Genomic DNA, 14,912 nt, shown 5'->3' on the forward strand with positions numbered 1-14,912 from the left:
TTTTTCAGGTCAGGCGGCGCGATTGCCATAGATGCTGGAGATGATCTTCCAGCAGGTCGAGTTGAAGCTGATCAGAGCGCGGCCGGCCGTGAATGGCGAGGCCGCGAGATCAGCGAGCTCGTCCTCCGGCGCCTTGGCGAGATCGATCGTACCGGTTGACTCGCCATGACGGAATTGCAGATGCGCCCCGAACTTCCTGGCGAGCGCGCGCATCGCGTGATTCTCGGCGCCGGTGGTGATGCGCAGGCGCTTGTAGCCTTTCCAGCGCGCTTCCGCGATCAGGCGGCTGAACAGCACGGTGCCGACGTTCTGGCGCCGCGCCGAGGCTTCCACGCTGAAGGCGACCTCGGGCAGCGAATCGCCCTCGGGCGGATGCAGCTCGGCCGCACCGCGGACCACGCCGTCGACGATATAGGCGACGATCACGGTGCCGTCCTCGGCACAGCGGGCGGCGTAACGCTCGATGAAACTGTCGTCGAGAAAACCGTTGAAGCGGTCGTGCCGGCTTTCGGCATCGAGCCTCAGCAGATGATCGCGCAAAAGCGGCAATTCTTCCTGCTGGCTCAAGGTGCGCACGTAGCCCTGAACGGACTTCGGGCGGCTGGTTACTTCAAGTCCAAAATCTGCTGCGAGTGACAAGTCAAAACTCCTCTTGGTGTCCCTCGAGGAGGCGTTCGAATCCCTAGGCCTCCAATATTGTGCATCGCAACAAACTTTTCAAGACGGGAACCTGCCCAAGTTTCGGGCATCGGAAGCGACTAATTCGTTAATAAAATCAAGCCCCCGTATTCATACGAGGACCAGCTGGGTCTGCGTCACCACGGCAACCAGCTTGCCGTCCTCGGTTTCCAGCCGGGTGGTCCAGACCTGGGTGCGCCGGCCTCTGTGGATTGGGGTGGCGGTCGCGATCACCGTGGTTCCCTCCTTGGCCCCGCCGATGAAGTTGGTCTTGCTCTCGAGCGTGGTCGTGCCCTTGGCGTCCTCCGGCAGATTGATCACGGTGGCCGCCGCGCCGACGGAATCGGCCAGCGCCATCACCGCGCCGCCGTGGATAGTGTGATGAAGCGTGCAGAGATCGGGCCTGACCGTCATCCGCGCCACCACGCGATCTTTCCCGGCCTCGACGAACTCGACGCCCTTGAGTTCGGCAAACGGCATCTTCATCGCTTTAAGTCTTTCGAGTGGCGTCATCGGATCTCCTCCCAAATCATTCTGCTCACAGGGTGAATTGCTCCGCGCGGCAATGCAGTGACGTCCGAGGTCATCATTGCGAGCGCAGCGAAGCAGTCCAGAAATGTATCCGCGGAAAGATCCTGGATTGCTTCGCTGCGCTCGCAATGACGAGGGAGACAGCCTTCATACCTCACGTCACCGCATTCACTACCTGATACTCCGGACGCCGCCACACCTCGCCCGCAATCACCTCCTCGATGAGCTCGGCTGCCCGCACGATCTCGCTCTCGCCGATATACAGCGGCGTGATGCCAAACCTCGTGATGTCAGGCGCGCGGAAATCCCCGATCACGCCGCGGGCGATGAGGGCCTGCATCGCAGCGTAGCCGCCTGCGAAGGCGAATGAGACTTGCGAGCCGCGACGCTGATGAGCGCGCGGGGTGACGAGCTTCAAGGAGGGGCAGCGGCGTTCGACCTCGGCAATCAGGAGATCGCCAAGCGCCAGCGAGCGGGCCCGGATCTCCCCGATATCGACGCGGTCCCAGATGTCGAGCGAAGCCTCCAGCGCTGCCATTGCCAGCACCGGCGGCGTGCCGACGCGCATGCGCTCGACACCGCCCGCAGCCGCATAGGCAAGCTCGAACGCGAACGGCTTTGCGTGCCCCATCCACCCCGACAAAGCGGCGCGCACGCCGTCGGCATGGCGCGGCGCGACGTAGAGGAAGGCTGGCGCGCCGGGGCCGGCGTTGATGTATTTGTAGGTGCATCCGGCGGCGAAATCAGCGCTGGTGCCGGCAAGATCAACCGGCAGCGCCCCGGCCGAATGCGCGAGATCCCACACCGTGACGATGCCGAGCGCATGCGCTCTTGCAGTCAGCTTCGCCATGTCGTGGCGCCGTCCGGTGCGGTAATCGACCTCGGTGATGTAGAGCACCGCGATCTCCTCCGACAACGAAGCCTCGATCTCCTCCGGCGCGACCAGGCGCAATTGATGGCCACGGCCGAGCGTCGCGATCAGGCCTTCGGCCATATAGAGGTCGGTCGGAAAATTGCCGGTGTCCGACAGGACGAGCTTGCGCGATGCGTTCATATCGAGCGCGGCGGCGAGCGCCTGATAAACCTTGAGCGACAGCGTATCTCCGACCATGACGGAGCCGGTTTCCGCACCGATCAGACGCGCGATGCGATCGCCGACATGACGCGGCTGGGCGTACCAGCCCGCCGTGTTCCAGGCGCGGATCAGCTCGTCGCCCCATTCGGCGGTGATGACGCGGCTGACGCGCTCGGCAACGCCAAGCGGCAACGCGCCGAGCGAATTGCCGTCGAGATAGATCACACCATCCGGCATATGGAACAGCGCTTTGGTGTCGTCGTAGACGCGAAGCTTGATCATCGAATTCTCTATGGAAATCTCTACAGGATCGTGCGCACGCGCCAGAGTTCCGGAAACAGTTCGACTTCCAGCATCCTCTTGAGGTAGCTGACGCCGCCGGTGCCGCCGGTGCCGCGCTTGAAGCCGATGACGCGCTCGACCGTCGTCACGTGGTTGAAGCGCCAGCGCCGGAAATAATCCTCGAAATCGACCAGCTTCTCGGCGAGCTCGTAGAGCATCCAGTGCGTTTCCGGCGCTTCGTAGACGATACGCCAGGCCTGCAGCACACCTTCGTTGAAGCTATGGGTCTCGCGAACATCGCGCGCCAGCACCGCCGCAGGCATCTTGAGCCCGTTGCGGTCGGCGAGCCGCAGCACCTCGTCATAGAGGCTTGGCGTCGCGAGCTCGGCTTCGAGCAGCTGCGTGGTTTCCGGATCGTGCGCGTGCGGCTTGAGCATGGCGTGGTTGCGGTTGCCGAGCAGGAATTCGATCAACCGGTACTGCCGCGACTGGAAGCCCGAGGACTGGCCAAGCTGCGAGCGGAAGCGCGTATACTCGCTGGGCGTCATGGTGCGCAGCACGTCCCAGGCGCCGTTGAGCTGCTCGAAGATGCGCGACATCCGTGCCAGCATCTTCATCGCAGGCTGCACCTCATCCTTCGCGATCGAACGGCGTGCGGCGCTGAGCTCGTGGATGGCGAGCCGCATCCAGAGTTCGGTGGTCTGATGCTGGATGATGAACAGCATCTCGTCATGCGCTTCCGACAGCGGATGCTGCGCGCCGAGGATCGCGTCCAGCGCTAGATAATTGCCGTAGGACATGCGCCGGGCGAAATCGGTCTCGGCGCCTTCGCTTGCGGGATCGTATTGGCTGGACGTCATGGCAGGCCCTTTCGATCGATCTTTGAGGCCTCGTCAGTCGAGGCCGATCAGGCGCGCGGTGATTGGCGACGACGGATCCTTGAGAGCGTCGATTACGGTGAAATGGTTCAGCCCGGGATCGACCACAAGACGCGTCGGCACGTCGAATCCAGTCCAGACATTGGCCATCAGATCGGACTGGCGGATGAATTCGGGCCGCTCGTTGCCACCGACCCAGGCGGTCACGGGCGAAGGCCCGCGCGGCAGATGCAGCGCCGCGCTTTCCAGCGTGGCCTCCTCCATCGTCATGCGCAGGGTCTCGTTCATCCTGGTCTTGAGCAGCGGACGCAGATCGTGCAGGCCGCTGATGGACAGCGTCCCGGCGATGCGGTTGGCGACGGCGGGATCGAGCCTGCTGTCGTCGCAGAGTATGCGCGTGACGAGATGACCGCCGGCGGAATGGCCGGCGAGCCGGATCGGACCCGCGACCAGCGCGGCCGCCTTGGCGATCGCTGTGGTGATTTCCGCGGTAATGTCGGAGATGCGTGCGGCCGGCGTCAATGTGTAGCTCGGCAGCGCAACCGTCCAGCCATGATGCCGCGCGCCTTCGGCGAGATCAGTCCATGCCGATTTGTCGAAGCGCATCCAATAGCCGCCGTGGACGAACACGACGAGGCCCTTGCTGTCGCCGTCGGGCAAGATCAGATCGAGGCGCTGGCGCTCGCCGCCGCCATAGGCGATGTCAGCGCGAAACTCCTTCAGCCCGGCGCGATAAGCCGCCGCCCGCTCGGCCCACAGCGCCGGTATCTTGTCCGAGCCCGGGATATGGGCCGAATTGGCGTAAGCGTCATCCCAATCGCGCATCGTGCTTCCTCGACGGACTCAAGGCCTTGTGGGCCTGGCGCCAGTCTGCCACCGGCGCGGGCGGCATCCTAGTCTTTAGTTTAAGCTTAAAGGATTTTGGAACGCCGGTGGATTGGGCAGCTGACCGGCAGGATATTTGCTTCGTCATTGCGAGGAGCGTAGCGACGAAGCAATCCAGACTGCCCCGGCGGGGGGATACTGGATTGCTTCGCTGCGCTCGCAATGACGGCCGAGAGAGCCGAGCCCGTCGCTACCCCTTCTCCACCCCGCACCAATCCGCGATGAACAGCGCCATCGCCTTGGTCGTCTTCTTCAGCGAATCCAGATCGACATATTCATTGAAGCCGTGCATCTCGCCCCCACTCGCGCCGAAGCAGAGGCTCGGGATACCGTGATTGAGTCCGTAGAAGCGGGTGTCGGTGAGCGCGGTGAAGACGAGGTCTTCGATTTCGCCGCCATAGACGGCGCTGAAGGCCCTGCCGAACGCGGCTTCCGGCGCGGCGGCGTCGGTCAGCTCGTAGCCTTCCGACAAAAAGCCCGACCATTCGACCTCCGGGGGATTGTTGGCGAGGAAGCGATGGTTGCGCGCGGCAGCAGCAACGCAGGCCATGATCTCCTTCTGGTGATCGGCGATCGACCAGCCCGGCAACACGGCAATCCGGCAATCGACGTCGCACCAGGCCGGCACGCTGGAGGCCCAGTCGCCGCCCTTGATGATGCCAGGGTTGAAGTTGATGGGATGGTTCAGCGTCTTGAAGTGACGATCGGCTTTCGCGCGCTCATTCCACTCGATCTCGAGTTTTTGCAGCGCCTGGATCAAATGATAGGCCGCCATGATTGCGTTCGCGCCGGAGCCGGCGAAGGCGACATGGGTCGGATGGCCCTTCACGCGCAAGCGGAACCAGATCACGCCGACCTGCGAGCGCACCATCTTGCCGCCGGTCGGCTCAGGAATGAAGCAAGCATCGGCACGATAGCCGCGCTGAAGCGTCGAGAGCGCGCCGACGCCGGTGCTCTCCTCCTCGATCACGGACTGGAAGTGAATCCGCGCCGTCGGCCTGAGGCCCGCGGCCTTGATCGCATCGAGCGCGGAGAGCGCTGCGATGGTGCCCGACTTCATGTCGCAGGCACCGCGACCGAACATCTTGCCGTCCTTGATGACGGGCGAGAACGGCGGGGTGTCCCACAGTTCCAGCGGGCCGGCCGGTACGACGTCGCAATGGCCCTGGAGGATCAGGGATTTGCCCGCCTCGGTTTTAGGCCGGTACGTGCCGACCACAGTGCGCGCCTTCGAAAAATCGTGCTCGATGGGCCCGAAGCCGCGCAGATCCTTGAGGTCGTCGACATCAATGTGCCAGTCGTCGATCTCGTAGCCGCGCGCGCGCAGGAGGTCGCCGATCATGTCCTGGCATGGCCCCTCCGCACCGCGCGTCGAGGGGATCGCGACGAAATCGCGTGTGGTCGCGAGCTGGGCTTCGAAGCCGGCATCGACGGCGTCAAGAATCCTCTGCTGCGTTTCGGCATTCATCCGGCAACTCCAATCGGGCATTAATGGTCATCGATGGAGCGCAAGCTAACCGATTTCAGCCGTTCGGGTACTCTGCAAAATAGGCATCCCGCAATGCATCTTCGAGCAGCCGGCCCTCCGAATAGCCATTCAGTGTCGCCGGCCGGCGCACGCCGTCGAGCAGCCGCGGACAAGGCTCCGGCGCGCCGAGCACGGTGCGCACCGGGATGCGCTCGGCATAGATCGGCAATTCATAGTCCTCGTCGTCGTCGGCGACACCCTTGGCGCGGACTTTCGCGGAGGCTTCCTCGATCTCCATCGCGATAAAGGAGGTCGCCTTGATCTCCTGCGTGTTGCTCGCCCGCAGGCTGGCGGTGCGATCCGTGAAAAAGCGGTCGACCATCGCGATCACCGCGCGCTCTTTCTCCTCGGGATCGGTGACGAGATAGGCGGTGCCGAACGCCATCACGGCGCGGTAGTCGGCCGAGTGATTGAACCCGCAGCGCGCCAGCACGAGGCTGTCGAGATGGGCGACCGTCAGGCACACACGCTCGCCCCGGGTCTGGTTGCGCAGCATGCGGCTGGCGCTCGAGCCATGCCAATACAGCTTCGTCCCTTCGCGCCAGAAGAAGGTCGGCGTGCAATAGGGTTGGCCGTCGATGGCGTAGGAGACGTGGCAGAGCATCGAGGAATCCAGGATGCGATGAACGGTGTCGTGATCGTAGAAGCCGCGGTCGTGACGGCGCTTCACCTGGTTGCGCGCGGATGTCGGATAGGAATTTTGGTTCTCGGTCTGGCTCACGGCCGCTCCTGTCGGATTGGATCACTTCCAGCGCAGTTGTAGCTAAGGATTTGGTCTGCGATAGTGCCAATTCCATGCGAAAAATTCCGACCAATTCCGTCTCCTCGCCGGCCAAAGCCGAGCTGCCGCTCGACCTCGCAGGCCCGCACATCACGGCTGGCGCCTCGTCGGCGCACCGGCTGTACCAGGCGCTGTGCGAGATGATCGTCGGCGGCCTTGTGAAACCCGGCGAGTCGCTGCCGCCGTCGCGCACGCTGGCCAAACAGACTGGCTTTCGGCGCAATGCCGTCGTCACTGCCTATGAGCGGCTGATCGCCGACGGCTTTGCCGACGCCACCATCGGCTCCGGCACCTTCGTCGCCGCGCGCATCCCCGCGCGCGCGGCCGAGCCGAAGCGGCCGAAAATCAGCGTCGAAACGCCGGGGCAAGGCGCGTTTTCGCTCGGCTGCACCCATATCGACGCGCGCGCCGTGCAGCGTTTCCGGGCCTTTGTCGGCCGTCGCATGCGCTCCTTCGGCGCGGAGCATCTGCACTATGGCGATCCCCGCGGCAGCCGCGAGCTGCGTTCGGCGATCGCCGATCATCTGTTGTCGGCGCGAGGTCTGCGCTGCGATCCCGATCAGATCATGCTGACGTCAGGCACGCTGCACGCGCTGCGCATCGTGCTGAGCGCGATTCTGAAGCCCAATGATCAGGTCTGGTGCGAGGATCCAGGTTATCCCGCCGCGCGCAAGACTATCGCGCATTGCGGCTATCGTGCCGTGTCCGTTCCCGTCGACGCGCACGGCATGCGGATCGCCAGAGGCCGCGCAGCGGCGCCGTCCGCGCGCGCAGCCTATGTGACGCCGTCGCACCAGTTTCCGCTGGGTGTGCAGATGTCGATGCCGCGGCGGCTCGAGCTGCTGGACTGGGCCAGGCAGGCCGGCGCCTTCGTGCTGGAAGACGATTACGACAGCGAATTCCGTTACGACGGCGCGCCGCTGATGTCGCTGGCCGGCATCGATCACCTCCAGCGCGTGATCTACATGGGCACGTTCGCCAAGACGTTGTTTCCGGGCTTGCGCATCGGCTACTGCGCCCTGCCCGAGCGCTTGATTGCGGATGTCACTGCCGCGCGGGCCGCGCTCGACCGCTTTCCCGGCACGCTGATGGAGGGCGCGGTGGCCGACATGCTCAATTCCGGCGCGTTCGCGGCGAACCTGAAACGCGTGCGCAAGCTTTACCGCGAGGCGCGCGACGCGCTCGCCGGGACGCTCGAAGCCGCATCCGACGGCGTGCTGTCGGTGCCGGTCCCATCACAGGGCCTGCATCTTGTCGCCCGGTTCGATCCCTCGGTCGATCTGCTGGTAGCGGCACAAGCCAAGCAGGCCGCCGGCGCCGAAGGCTGGCTGTTGGCCGACACCTATTCACGCTCACGTCCACTGCCCGGTTTCGTGCTGGGATTTTCCGGCCACGCGATTCCAAAGCTCGTGGCATCCGCCGAGCGGCTCGCGCGGGAATCACGAGCGGCCTTGCGTGCGCGGCGCAAGCCGGCCCGGCGGGCATGACGAACGTTCACTATGAGAATCGGCTGCCGCTCCCTACATTGCGGCACCGATGCCGGGAGCTCACACCATGCTGCTACGCCGCGCGACTTGCCTCTCGCTCCTGATCTTCATCGCACTCGCCGGAACGGCGCGCGCAGGCACGGTTGGACGCGAGCAGGACATCGTCGATCTCAAGCTTGGCCAGCGCGTGCAAGTGGACGACGGAACCTGTCCCGCCGGACAGGTCAAGGAAGTGCGCGGCGCCAAGATGACCGACAAGGGCGTCGCGCGGACCAGCACCTGCGTGTCGCGGTTTGGTCCGAAATCAAAGCGATGAGCGCTACTTCGCCGGATCGAACATGCATTGCAGGGTCGGCTTGGCGATCTTGGTGAAGGTCGGCCCGATTTCGGTCTGCTTTGCGGCCGGCACCCAATCGGTCTCGATCGTCGGCACCCCGGTCTCGCTGATGCCGCGCAGCAGGGCCTCGCGGAGATCGCGATCCTCGACGACCGCGGCAGCATGATCGTGCAGGCAGCCGCAGACCTCTTCCGGATGCTCCCACCGCCCGAGCATGCGCGGCGCGCATTGCCTCACGAACTCGGTACGGGGATCGGGTAATCTGGAGGGAGAGCGCACCTGCGCCTGAACGGCACTGATCGTCAGAAGGGATATGAACGCCGCAGCGAAAGTACGAACAATCATGATGGCCTTTATCGGCTGATTTTTCTTGTTGGCGATCAGAAGCGCGCGGCAACCACGATCGGCTGCGGTGCCGGGGTCATGATCGGCGAGCCGCTGTACTGGAAAGTGCCGATGCCCGGGACATTGCCATCCGGCGAGCCTGCGAACGAGGAGCCGGCAAGCACGAAACCGAAAGCAAGGATGAGGCTGAGCGTGCGCATGGAGTTCTCTCCGAATTCGGTGGCCGGCGTGCGCCGTCGTCGTTGTGAGGTTGATAACCATGGGCGGTTTCGCGCGTGATGCGCCAAAGCCGGAAAATGGTTTCATCTCCGTGAGAATTGTTTCGTCCCGCTCGGGGCGACGACATATTCAACGGAAAATCTCAATCTTTTCAGATGCGTCGTGCGGCAGCCCAAAGTGACTTGGCAGGTCCGTGCGTGCTCGGCTGCGCGCCGGAACGCTGGCGTCGTCATGATCCCGCCTCACACCCTTCACACGCGTTTTACGTTTTTCTGCTGAAGAGGATCCGAACGAAGGCTGGGCCCTGTCGAACCGGGGGCGCTTCGACGGCGACCCAAGCTATCGAGACCGAGACGCCCGGGAATCACCGAGCGCGTTCATGTGAGGAACGGCCATCATGACGGCGCAGAATCGCGCAACGACGCGCGATGCGGACCAACGAACGGACCGCCGGGAGCAACGGCCTGTTCGCAGCAGCGCCAATTCGCCTGGCGAAATGGCGCTGCAATCGAGCCGGGGGTTTGAGGCCACGCCGCAGTCATTCGTGCGGCTGACCGGCTCCCATCTTGCAAAACCGCGCGCCAGCCGCGCTGACATCACTGAGTGAACGCAAACCCCTCACTGAGCGAACGCAAATGCGTCACTGAGTGAAGAACTCTCCGCACTTCTGGACGTTTGCGTCCGCCGGTCCCCACGGCATGACCGGGACGGTCGAGGTCGAGTTCTTCGGCGAGCCCTCGATCAGCCTGTCCGAATAGACCATGTAGACCAGCACGTTGCGCTTGGCGTCACAGCCGCGCACGATCTGCATCTTCTTGAAGAACAGCGAGCGGCGCTGGCGGAACATGTCGTCGCCCTGCTCCATCTTGTTCTTGAACTTGATCGGGCCGACCTGACGGCAGGCGAGCGAAATGTCCGAGACCTCCTCGGCAAGGCCCAGCCAGCCCTTGAAGCCGCCCTTCTCCGGCACCGTGAAATGACAGGCCACGCCCTCGACTTCGGGGTCGTCGAGGCCATAGGTCGCAAGCTTGTCGTTCGGGCTCATCCATTTGAACACGGTCGAGCGGCGGAAGATCAGATCCGGCTCGTCCGCGGCGGATGCGGACGCTGCCGGCACGGTCAGCGCCAGGAGGAATAAAGCGAGGCCTTTCAAGCGGATGCTGGAAAGACCGGGGAAACGAGATGACATGAAGTTCTCCAGTAACAAGTCCCAGCAATGTAGGCATCGGGCGACCGATCAGGAAGACGACCGGCAAGCCGACACGGCCGCCGTTTACCGCTCCGTGAGGCTTTTTTGCTACGCTTTGGACAAAAGTAGCTGATCGCAGAACCGCCATGCTGGTGAACGCGTATCCCCTCTGAGAGACTAACATCTGATTTGGATTATGGATTCGATGATGAACAGCGTGAACGGGTCTGGTTTTTCTGCCAAGCCGGCGCGATTTTGGCAGGTCGCCATTTTGACGGCGGCGGGTGCGATCGGCACGGCGAGCCAGGCGGACGCAGCGTTTTATTACTGGACGGATTATTCTGACGGGTCCTACGGGCGCCAGGAGCGCCATCCCGAAGTCCCGCGCCAGAAGCCGCAGAAGCGTGGTGCGGCCGGCAAGAAAGACCTCGTTGCCGAAAAGGAAGCCGGCACGAAACCGCAAGGTCCCCTCGTCATCGTCGTCTCGATCGACCGGCAGAAGGTCACGGTCTACGACACCAACGGCGTGTTCGCGGAATCCCCGGTGTCGACGGGCATGAAGGGCCATTCGACGCCGATGGGTGTGTTCAGCGTCATCCAGAAGCACAAATTTCACCACTCCAACATCTATAGCGGCGCGCCGATGCCGTACATGCAGCGGATTACGTGGTCGGGCGTTGCCATGCATGCCGGCGTGCTGCCGGGCTACCCGGCTTCGCACGGCTGCATCCGCATGCCGATGGCGTTCGCTGTGAAGATGTGGAACTGGACCAGGATGGGCGCGCGCGTGATCGTTTCGCCGGGCCAGATGTCGCCGCAGAACTTCTCACATCCGCTGCTTGCCTCGCTGCGCGTGCCGCTGCAACCCGCGGCCAGCCTCGAGCCGCAGACCAATGCCGGTGACAAGGCCGACAAAGGCGCGGCCAATACCGGAGCCGCCGCAGCGAACCCGGCCGAAACGAAGACCGCCAGCGCCGACGGCGTGCTCGAGCTGCGCTCGTCGGTCGGTCACACCATCATGTCGGACGTGACCACCGGATATGCCCCGGCCCGCGAGGAGGCCTCGGTATCGGCCGACCAGACCGAGACAACGGCAAAGCCCGAGACCAGGACCGCCGAGGCCAAGCCCCAGGCCGGAGATGCCGCGCAGCCCGCGAACGCCGAAGCGAGGCCTGTCGAGGCCGCGGAGACGCCGAAATCCGAAACCGCCAAGTCCGAAACCGCGAAGACGCCCGATGCACCGGCCGCGGCGGCAGCGCAGGCGGCCACACCCGACGTCAAGAAGGACGAGACCCGCGTCGCGGATCCGGCGCCCGTGGCAAAACCTGAAGCGCCCAAGCGGACGGGCCAGATCGCGGTCTTCATCAGCCGCAAGGATTCCAAGCTCTACGTGCGGCAGAACTTTGCGCCGCTGTTCGAGGTGCCTGTCACGATCGCCGCGAGCGATCGGCCACTCGGCACGCATGTCTTTACCGCCGAGATCGACAAGGCCGATTCCAATGCGCTGCATTGGTCGGTGGTGTCCTTGCCGGTGTCGGTCCGCTCTGCCGCGCGCGAGGATGATCGCCGCATGACAGGCCACCAGCGTGGCGCAGCCGTGATTCCCGTCGCTGCCAAGCCCGTGGTCACGCCGGACAGCCCGGCCGAGGCCCTCGACCGCGTCTCGATCCCGGCCGACACGATCGCGAAGATCAACGAAATGCTGACGTCAGGCGGCTCGATCATCGTCTCCGACCAGGGCATCAACCAGGGTGAGACTGGCGAAGGCACCGACTTCATCGTCCGCCTGTACTGACGCGCCTCGCCACGTCCGATAACGCGGTGTTGAGCAGGCGCCTCGCGCCGACGGAGTACAGTGCGTTCCGGATCACGTCGGGGGACGTTGCCATGTTGAACCGCAGGACCATGCTCGCCGCGCTTGTCGCTACGACCGCATCTGCTAGAGGCGCACTGGCCGATGGCGGCATGAGCCGGATCTCCGCCTACGCTTTCTCCTTTCCGGCATTATCAGGCGACGACATCCGCCTTGCGGCCTTCACCGGCAAGCCGCTGCTGGTGGTCAACACCGCTTCGCTCTGCGGTTACACGCCGCAATATGCCGGCCTGCAAGACATCTGGGGCGAGTTTCGCGAACGCGGCCTCACCGTCATTGGCGTGCCCTCCAACGACTTCGGCGGACAGGAGCCCGGCGGCACCAGTGAGATCTCGGAGACCGCCCACCACCAATACGGCGTTACCTTCCCAATCGCGGCCAAGGCTGTCGTGGTCGGTGCGAAGGCGCATCCGTTCTACAAATGGGCGGCAGAGGCGCGCCCGCGAGAAGTTCCTCGCTGGAACTTCCACAAATATCTGATTGGGCGGGACGGCTATATCGCCGATGTCTTTGCGTCCACGGTCGAGCCGGCCGACACGCGGATCAAGACGGCGATCGCCAAGGCGTTGGCCGACACTTGACGCCACGCGTCCCAACCCGGTTGGGCACAATTGGGCCGGCGCGCCAAACAGCCGTTGCAATGGCGAGGGCCCACCATCTAGGCTAGGATCGTTAGGGGCAGGATGGTTTTGCCGGAGGCGAAAAGCCGCGGCGGAACAACGGGATCAATCTCGAGGACAACACCATGCGTGTGGCGGCAGGACTGATTTTGGCAAGCGCGATGTCTCTGGCGATGACGGGCGCGGCATGGTCGCAGACCCCGGCTGCAAAGCCCGCTGCCGCGACGCAGGCCGCACCGGCGGCAACACCGGCTGCAGTTGCGCCCGCTGCGGCTCCGGCACCCGCTCCACCAGCAGCCGCCGCGCCGGCGGGCTTCGTCAATCCTCCCCCGCCTAAACAGGCGCCGCAGCCCGCGCGCGCGGCTTGCAACACGCCGGGCGCGCTCGGGGTCGCCCGCACCGTCGAGATCGACACCACGGGCGGTCCCGGCTTCGGCTTCGAGCATTTCAAGGAGCTCGACTTCCTGCGCGACAAGGAGGTCGTGCTGACCTTCGACGACGGCCCCTGGCCCAAGAACACGCCCGCGGTGCTGAAGGCGCTCGCCGACGAGTGCACCACCGGCATCTTCTTCTCCATCGGCAAGCACGCGACCTACGAGCCGGAGATTCTCAAGCAGGTCTACGCGGCGGGCCATACCGTGGGCACCCACACCTGGTCGCACGCCAACCTCAACAACAAGAAGCTCACGGAAGCGCAGCGCAAGGAAGAGATCGAGAAGGGCCTTTCCGCAGTGAAATGGGCGCTCGGCGGCATCTCGCCCTCGCCGTTCTTCCGCTTCCCGGCGCTCCAGCATCCGCCGGAGATGGTCACCTATCTCGGCAACCGCAACACGGCGATCTTCTCCTGCGACATCGACTCCTTCGACTTCAAGGCCTCGAAGCCCGAGAAGGTGGTCGAGACCGTCATGAAGAAGCTGGACAGCAAAGGCAAGGGCATCATCCTGATGCACGACTTCCAGAAGCACACCGCGGAGGCCCTGCCCGAGTTGCTCAAGCGCCTGAAGGCCGGCGGCTACAAGGTTGTGGCGATGCGCGCCAAGTTCCCGGCCTCTACGCTGCCGGAATACGACCAGGAGCTGCTCAAGGACGTCAAGCTGCCGACGGTGAGCACCCGGCCGGTCAACAGCGTCGTGACGACGGTTTCCGAATAGCCGCGCCTTGTCCTTTCGCATCGAAGGCTACGTCATCGTCTCCGCGGACGGCATGCTCGCCGACGCGGCGCATGTCATGCCCGACAGCCTGAAGTTCGAAGGCGACAAGCTGTTCTTCGAGCAGGCGCTCGATCGCGCTGCGCTGATCGTGCACGGCCGTCACTCGCACGAGCAGCAGCCGAATTCACCCAAGCGCAAGCGCCTGATCCTGACCCGCAAGATCAAGGCGCTGACCGTCGATCCCGAAATGCCGAACGCGACCTTGTGGAATCCGGACCACGCCAGCTTCGAAGACGCCTGCGCGTTCGCCGATGTCGCTTCCGGCACCGTCGCGATCATCGGCGGCCCCGTCGTGTTCGACATGTTCATGGATCGCTACGACACGTTCTGGCTGTCGGAAGCCCCGCATCTGCGGCTGCCCGGCGGCGAGGGCTGTTTTGTCGAAGTACCGGGGCGTACGCCTCAGGAGGTGCTGGCCTCACACGGGATGAAACCAGGCGGGCCGTATCTGCTCGACGCCGCGCATGGGGTGACAGTGACGCCGTGGCGCAGGACGCAGGTGGTTTGAACCCTTACACGTCCCCGTAGGCTGCCTCAGCCGGACGCGTGGCGCGACCGTAACCCATGATCATGAACAGCGCGCCGATAATCGACAGGTTCTTGAGCGCGTCGACCAGCATCTTGCCGTTGTCAGGCGGCACCTGGTTCCAGAAATCGTAGAACAGGAAGGTCGCGACCGCGACATAGATGATCATCAGCATCGCGAAGAAGCGCGCGCCGAAATTCAGCGCGATCATCACGCCTGCGATGATCTCGAGCACGCCGACCGCGATCGCCAGCAGTTGCGGCGTCGTCATGGCCGTCGCCGTCTCGACCTGCTTGGCGTAAGGCGCGATCATGTCGGGCACCACGACCTTGGCGGCGATGAAATCAACGGTCGCCTGCATGGCAAACAGTCTTGCCGCGCCTGTGTAGATGAACAGCACGGCGAACAGGATCCGCCCGAAAGTCACGAACGCTGGCATGATCGGCCTCTTTGCTCAGGCTTTTTGA

At 64.1% G+C, this 14,912-nt stretch carries 17 protein-coding genes; 6 read left to right on the plus strand and 11 right to left on the minus strand.

Annotated elements, in window-relative coordinates; genetic code table 11:
- Positions 1-9: 9 nt before the first annotated feature.
- The 7 genes from AC0L20_RS01130 to AC0L20_RS01160 all read right to left on the minus strand — a co-directional run bounded on the left by AC0L20_RS01130 (position 10) and on the right by AC0L20_RS01160 (position 6,578).
- A complete protein-coding gene (locus AC0L20_RS01130; protein ID WP_007591845.1) occupies positions 10-639 on the minus strand; it encodes a GNAT family N-acetyltransferase in 630 nt (209 codons plus the stop codon).
- Between the two features lie 150 nt (positions 640-789).
- Positions 790-1,191: a PaaI family thioesterase gene (locus tag AC0L20_RS01135; protein ID WP_473287098.1), complete on the minus strand. Its 402-nt coding sequence runs from the start codon at positions 1,189-1,191 to the stop codon at positions 790-792.
- 172 nt (positions 1,192-1,363) lie between these two features.
- The gene (kynU, locus tag AC0L20_RS01140) at positions 1,364-2,566 is read right to left on the minus strand and encodes a kynureninase (RefSeq protein WP_473287099.1); all 1,203 of its coding nucleotides are present in this window, start codon (positions 2,564-2,566) and stop codon (positions 1,364-1,366) included.
- 20 nt (positions 2,567-2,586) lie between these two features.
- A complete protein-coding gene (gene kynA, locus AC0L20_RS01145; protein ID WP_473287100.1) occupies positions 2,587-3,426 on the minus strand; it encodes a tryptophan 2,3-dioxygenase in 840 nt (279 codons plus the stop codon).
- A 33-nt stretch (positions 3,427-3,459) separates the two neighbouring features.
- Complete coding sequence (locus tag AC0L20_RS01150; protein ID WP_473287101.1) at positions 3,460-4,269, minus strand: alpha/beta hydrolase; 810 nt, start codon at positions 4,267-4,269, stop codon at positions 3,460-3,462.
- 250 nt (positions 4,270-4,519) lie between these two features.
- Complete coding sequence (locus AC0L20_RS01155) at positions 4,520-5,797, minus strand: ArgE/DapE family deacylase (RefSeq protein WP_473287102.1); 1,278 nt, start codon at positions 5,795-5,797, stop codon at positions 4,520-4,522.
- Between the two features lie 55 nt (positions 5,798-5,852).
- Entirely contained in the window at positions 5,853-6,578 is a 726-nt protein-coding gene (locus AC0L20_RS01160) for a pyridoxamine 5'-phosphate oxidase family protein (protein ID WP_473287103.1), read from the minus strand.
- A gap of 74 nt (positions 6,579-6,652) precedes the next feature.
- On the opposite strand from AC0L20_RS01160, the gene pdxR reads away from it, so the two are divergent.
- Together pdxR and AC0L20_RS01170 are read left to right on the plus strand one after the other, a co-directional pair.
- Positions 6,653-8,125 carry a MocR-like pyridoxine biosynthesis transcription factor PdxR gene (gene pdxR, locus AC0L20_RS01165; protein ID WP_473287104.1) on the plus strand — a complete coding sequence of 491 codons (1,473 nt, stop codon included), beginning with the start codon at positions 6,653-6,655 and terminating at the stop codon, positions 8,123-8,125.
- A 67-nt stretch (positions 8,126-8,192) separates the two neighbouring features.
- Positions 8,193-8,441: a DUF6719 family protein gene (locus AC0L20_RS01170; RefSeq protein ID WP_473287105.1), complete on the plus strand. Its 249-nt coding sequence runs from the start codon at positions 8,193-8,195 to the stop codon at positions 8,439-8,441.
- 3 nt (positions 8,442-8,444) lie between these two features.
- Here AC0L20_RS01170 and AC0L20_RS01175 read toward each other — a convergent pair whose 3' ends face one another.
- From AC0L20_RS01175 to AC0L20_RS01185, 3 genes are all read right to left on the minus strand, one after another.
- Positions 8,445-8,807 carry a hypothetical protein gene (locus AC0L20_RS01175; protein WP_007609442.1) on the minus strand — a complete coding sequence of 121 codons (363 nt, stop codon included), beginning with the start codon at positions 8,805-8,807 and terminating at the stop codon, positions 8,445-8,447.
- A gap of 35 nt (positions 8,808-8,842) precedes the next feature.
- On the minus strand, positions 8,843-9,007 hold the full coding sequence (locus AC0L20_RS01180; RefSeq protein ID WP_167552240.1) for a hypothetical protein: 165 nt from the start codon (positions 9,005-9,007) through the stop codon (positions 8,843-8,845).
- 659 nt (positions 9,008-9,666) lie between these two features.
- Positions 9,667-10,215 carry a CreA family protein gene (locus AC0L20_RS01185; RefSeq protein WP_247360644.1) on the minus strand — a complete coding sequence of 183 codons (549 nt, stop codon included), beginning with the start codon at positions 10,213-10,215 and terminating at the stop codon, positions 9,667-9,669.
- 208 nt (positions 10,216-10,423) lie between these two features.
- Here AC0L20_RS01185 and AC0L20_RS01190 point away from each other — a divergent pair, with 208 nt between their 5' ends.
- From AC0L20_RS01190 to AC0L20_RS01205, 4 genes are all read left to right on the plus strand, one after another.
- Positions 10,424-12,010: a L,D-transpeptidase gene (locus AC0L20_RS01190; RefSeq protein ID WP_473287106.1), complete on the plus strand. Its 1,587-nt coding sequence runs from the start codon at positions 10,424-10,426 to the stop codon at positions 12,008-12,010.
- 92 nt (positions 12,011-12,102) lie between these two features.
- Positions 12,103-12,669, plus strand: coding sequence for a glutathione peroxidase (locus AC0L20_RS01195; protein WP_473287107.1), 567 nt, complete (start codon positions 12,103-12,105; stop codon positions 12,667-12,669).
- Between the two features lie 164 nt (positions 12,670-12,833).
- A complete protein-coding gene (locus AC0L20_RS01200) occupies positions 12,834-13,859 on the plus strand; it encodes a polysaccharide deacetylase family protein (protein WP_473287108.1) in 1,026 nt (341 codons plus the stop codon).
- Positions 13,860-13,866: 7 nt separating this feature from the next.
- Complete coding sequence (locus AC0L20_RS01205) at positions 13,867-14,427, plus strand: dihydrofolate reductase (protein WP_473287109.1); 561 nt, start codon at positions 13,867-13,869, stop codon at positions 14,425-14,427.
- A 4-nt stretch (positions 14,428-14,431) separates the two neighbouring features.
- On the opposite strand, the gene AC0L20_RS01210 is transcribed toward AC0L20_RS01205, so the two are convergent.
- On the minus strand, positions 14,432-14,884 hold the full coding sequence (locus AC0L20_RS01210) for a DoxX family protein (RefSeq protein WP_027569710.1): 453 nt from the start codon (positions 14,882-14,884) through the stop codon (positions 14,432-14,434).
- Positions 14,885-14,912 lie beyond the last annotated feature (28 nt).

Source organism: Bradyrhizobium sp. Kon58 (assembly GCF_055807455.1).

Coding starts and splice junctions, on each gene's coding strand:
- AC0L20_RS01170 (WP_473287105.1), top strand. CDS start 8,193: ATGCTGCTACGCCGCGCGACTTGCCTCTCGCTCCTGATCTTCATCGCA.
- AC0L20_RS01175 (WP_007609442.1), bottom strand. CDS start 8,807: ATGATTGTTCGTACTTTCGCTGCGGCGTTCATATCCCTTCTGACGATC.
- kynA (WP_473287100.1), bottom strand. CDS start 3,426: ATGACGTCCAGCCAATACGATCCCGCAAGCGAAGGCGCCGAGACCGAT.
- AC0L20_RS01200 (WP_473287108.1), top strand. CDS start 12,834: ATGCGTGTGGCGGCAGGACTGATTTTGGCAAGCGCGATGTCTCTGGCG.
- AC0L20_RS01190 (WP_473287106.1), top strand. CDS start 10,424: ATGAACAGCGTGAACGGGTCTGGTTTTTCTGCCAAGCCGGCGCGATTT.
- AC0L20_RS01180 (WP_167552240.1), bottom strand. CDS start 9,007: ATGCGCACGCTCAGCCTCATCCTTGCTTTCGGTTTCGTGCTTGCCGGC.
- AC0L20_RS01210 (WP_027569710.1), bottom strand. CDS start 14,884: ATGCCAGCGTTCGTGACTTTCGGGCGGATCCTGTTCGCCGTGCTGTTC.
- pdxR (WP_473287104.1), top strand. CDS start 6,653: ATGCGAAAAATTCCGACCAATTCCGTCTCCTCGCCGGCCAAAGCCGAG.
- AC0L20_RS01195 (WP_473287107.1), top strand. CDS start 12,103: ATGTTGAACCGCAGGACCATGCTCGCCGCGCTTGTCGCTACGACCGCA.
- AC0L20_RS01150 (WP_473287101.1), bottom strand. CDS start 4,269: ATGCGCGATTGGGATGACGCTTACGCCAATTCGGCCCATATCCCGGGC.
- AC0L20_RS01155 (WP_473287102.1), bottom strand. CDS start 5,797: ATGAATGCCGAAACGCAGCAGAGGATTCTTGACGCCGTCGATGCCGGC.
- kynU (WP_473287099.1), bottom strand. CDS start 2,566: ATGATCAAGCTTCGCGTCTACGACGACACCAAAGCGCTGTTCCATATG.
- AC0L20_RS01185 (WP_247360644.1), bottom strand. CDS start 10,215: ATGTCATCTCGTTTCCCCGGTCTTTCCAGCATCCGCTTGAAAGGCCTC.
- AC0L20_RS01135 (WP_473287098.1), bottom strand. CDS start 1,191: ATGACGCCACTCGAAAGACTTAAAGCGATGAAGATGCCGTTTGCCGAA.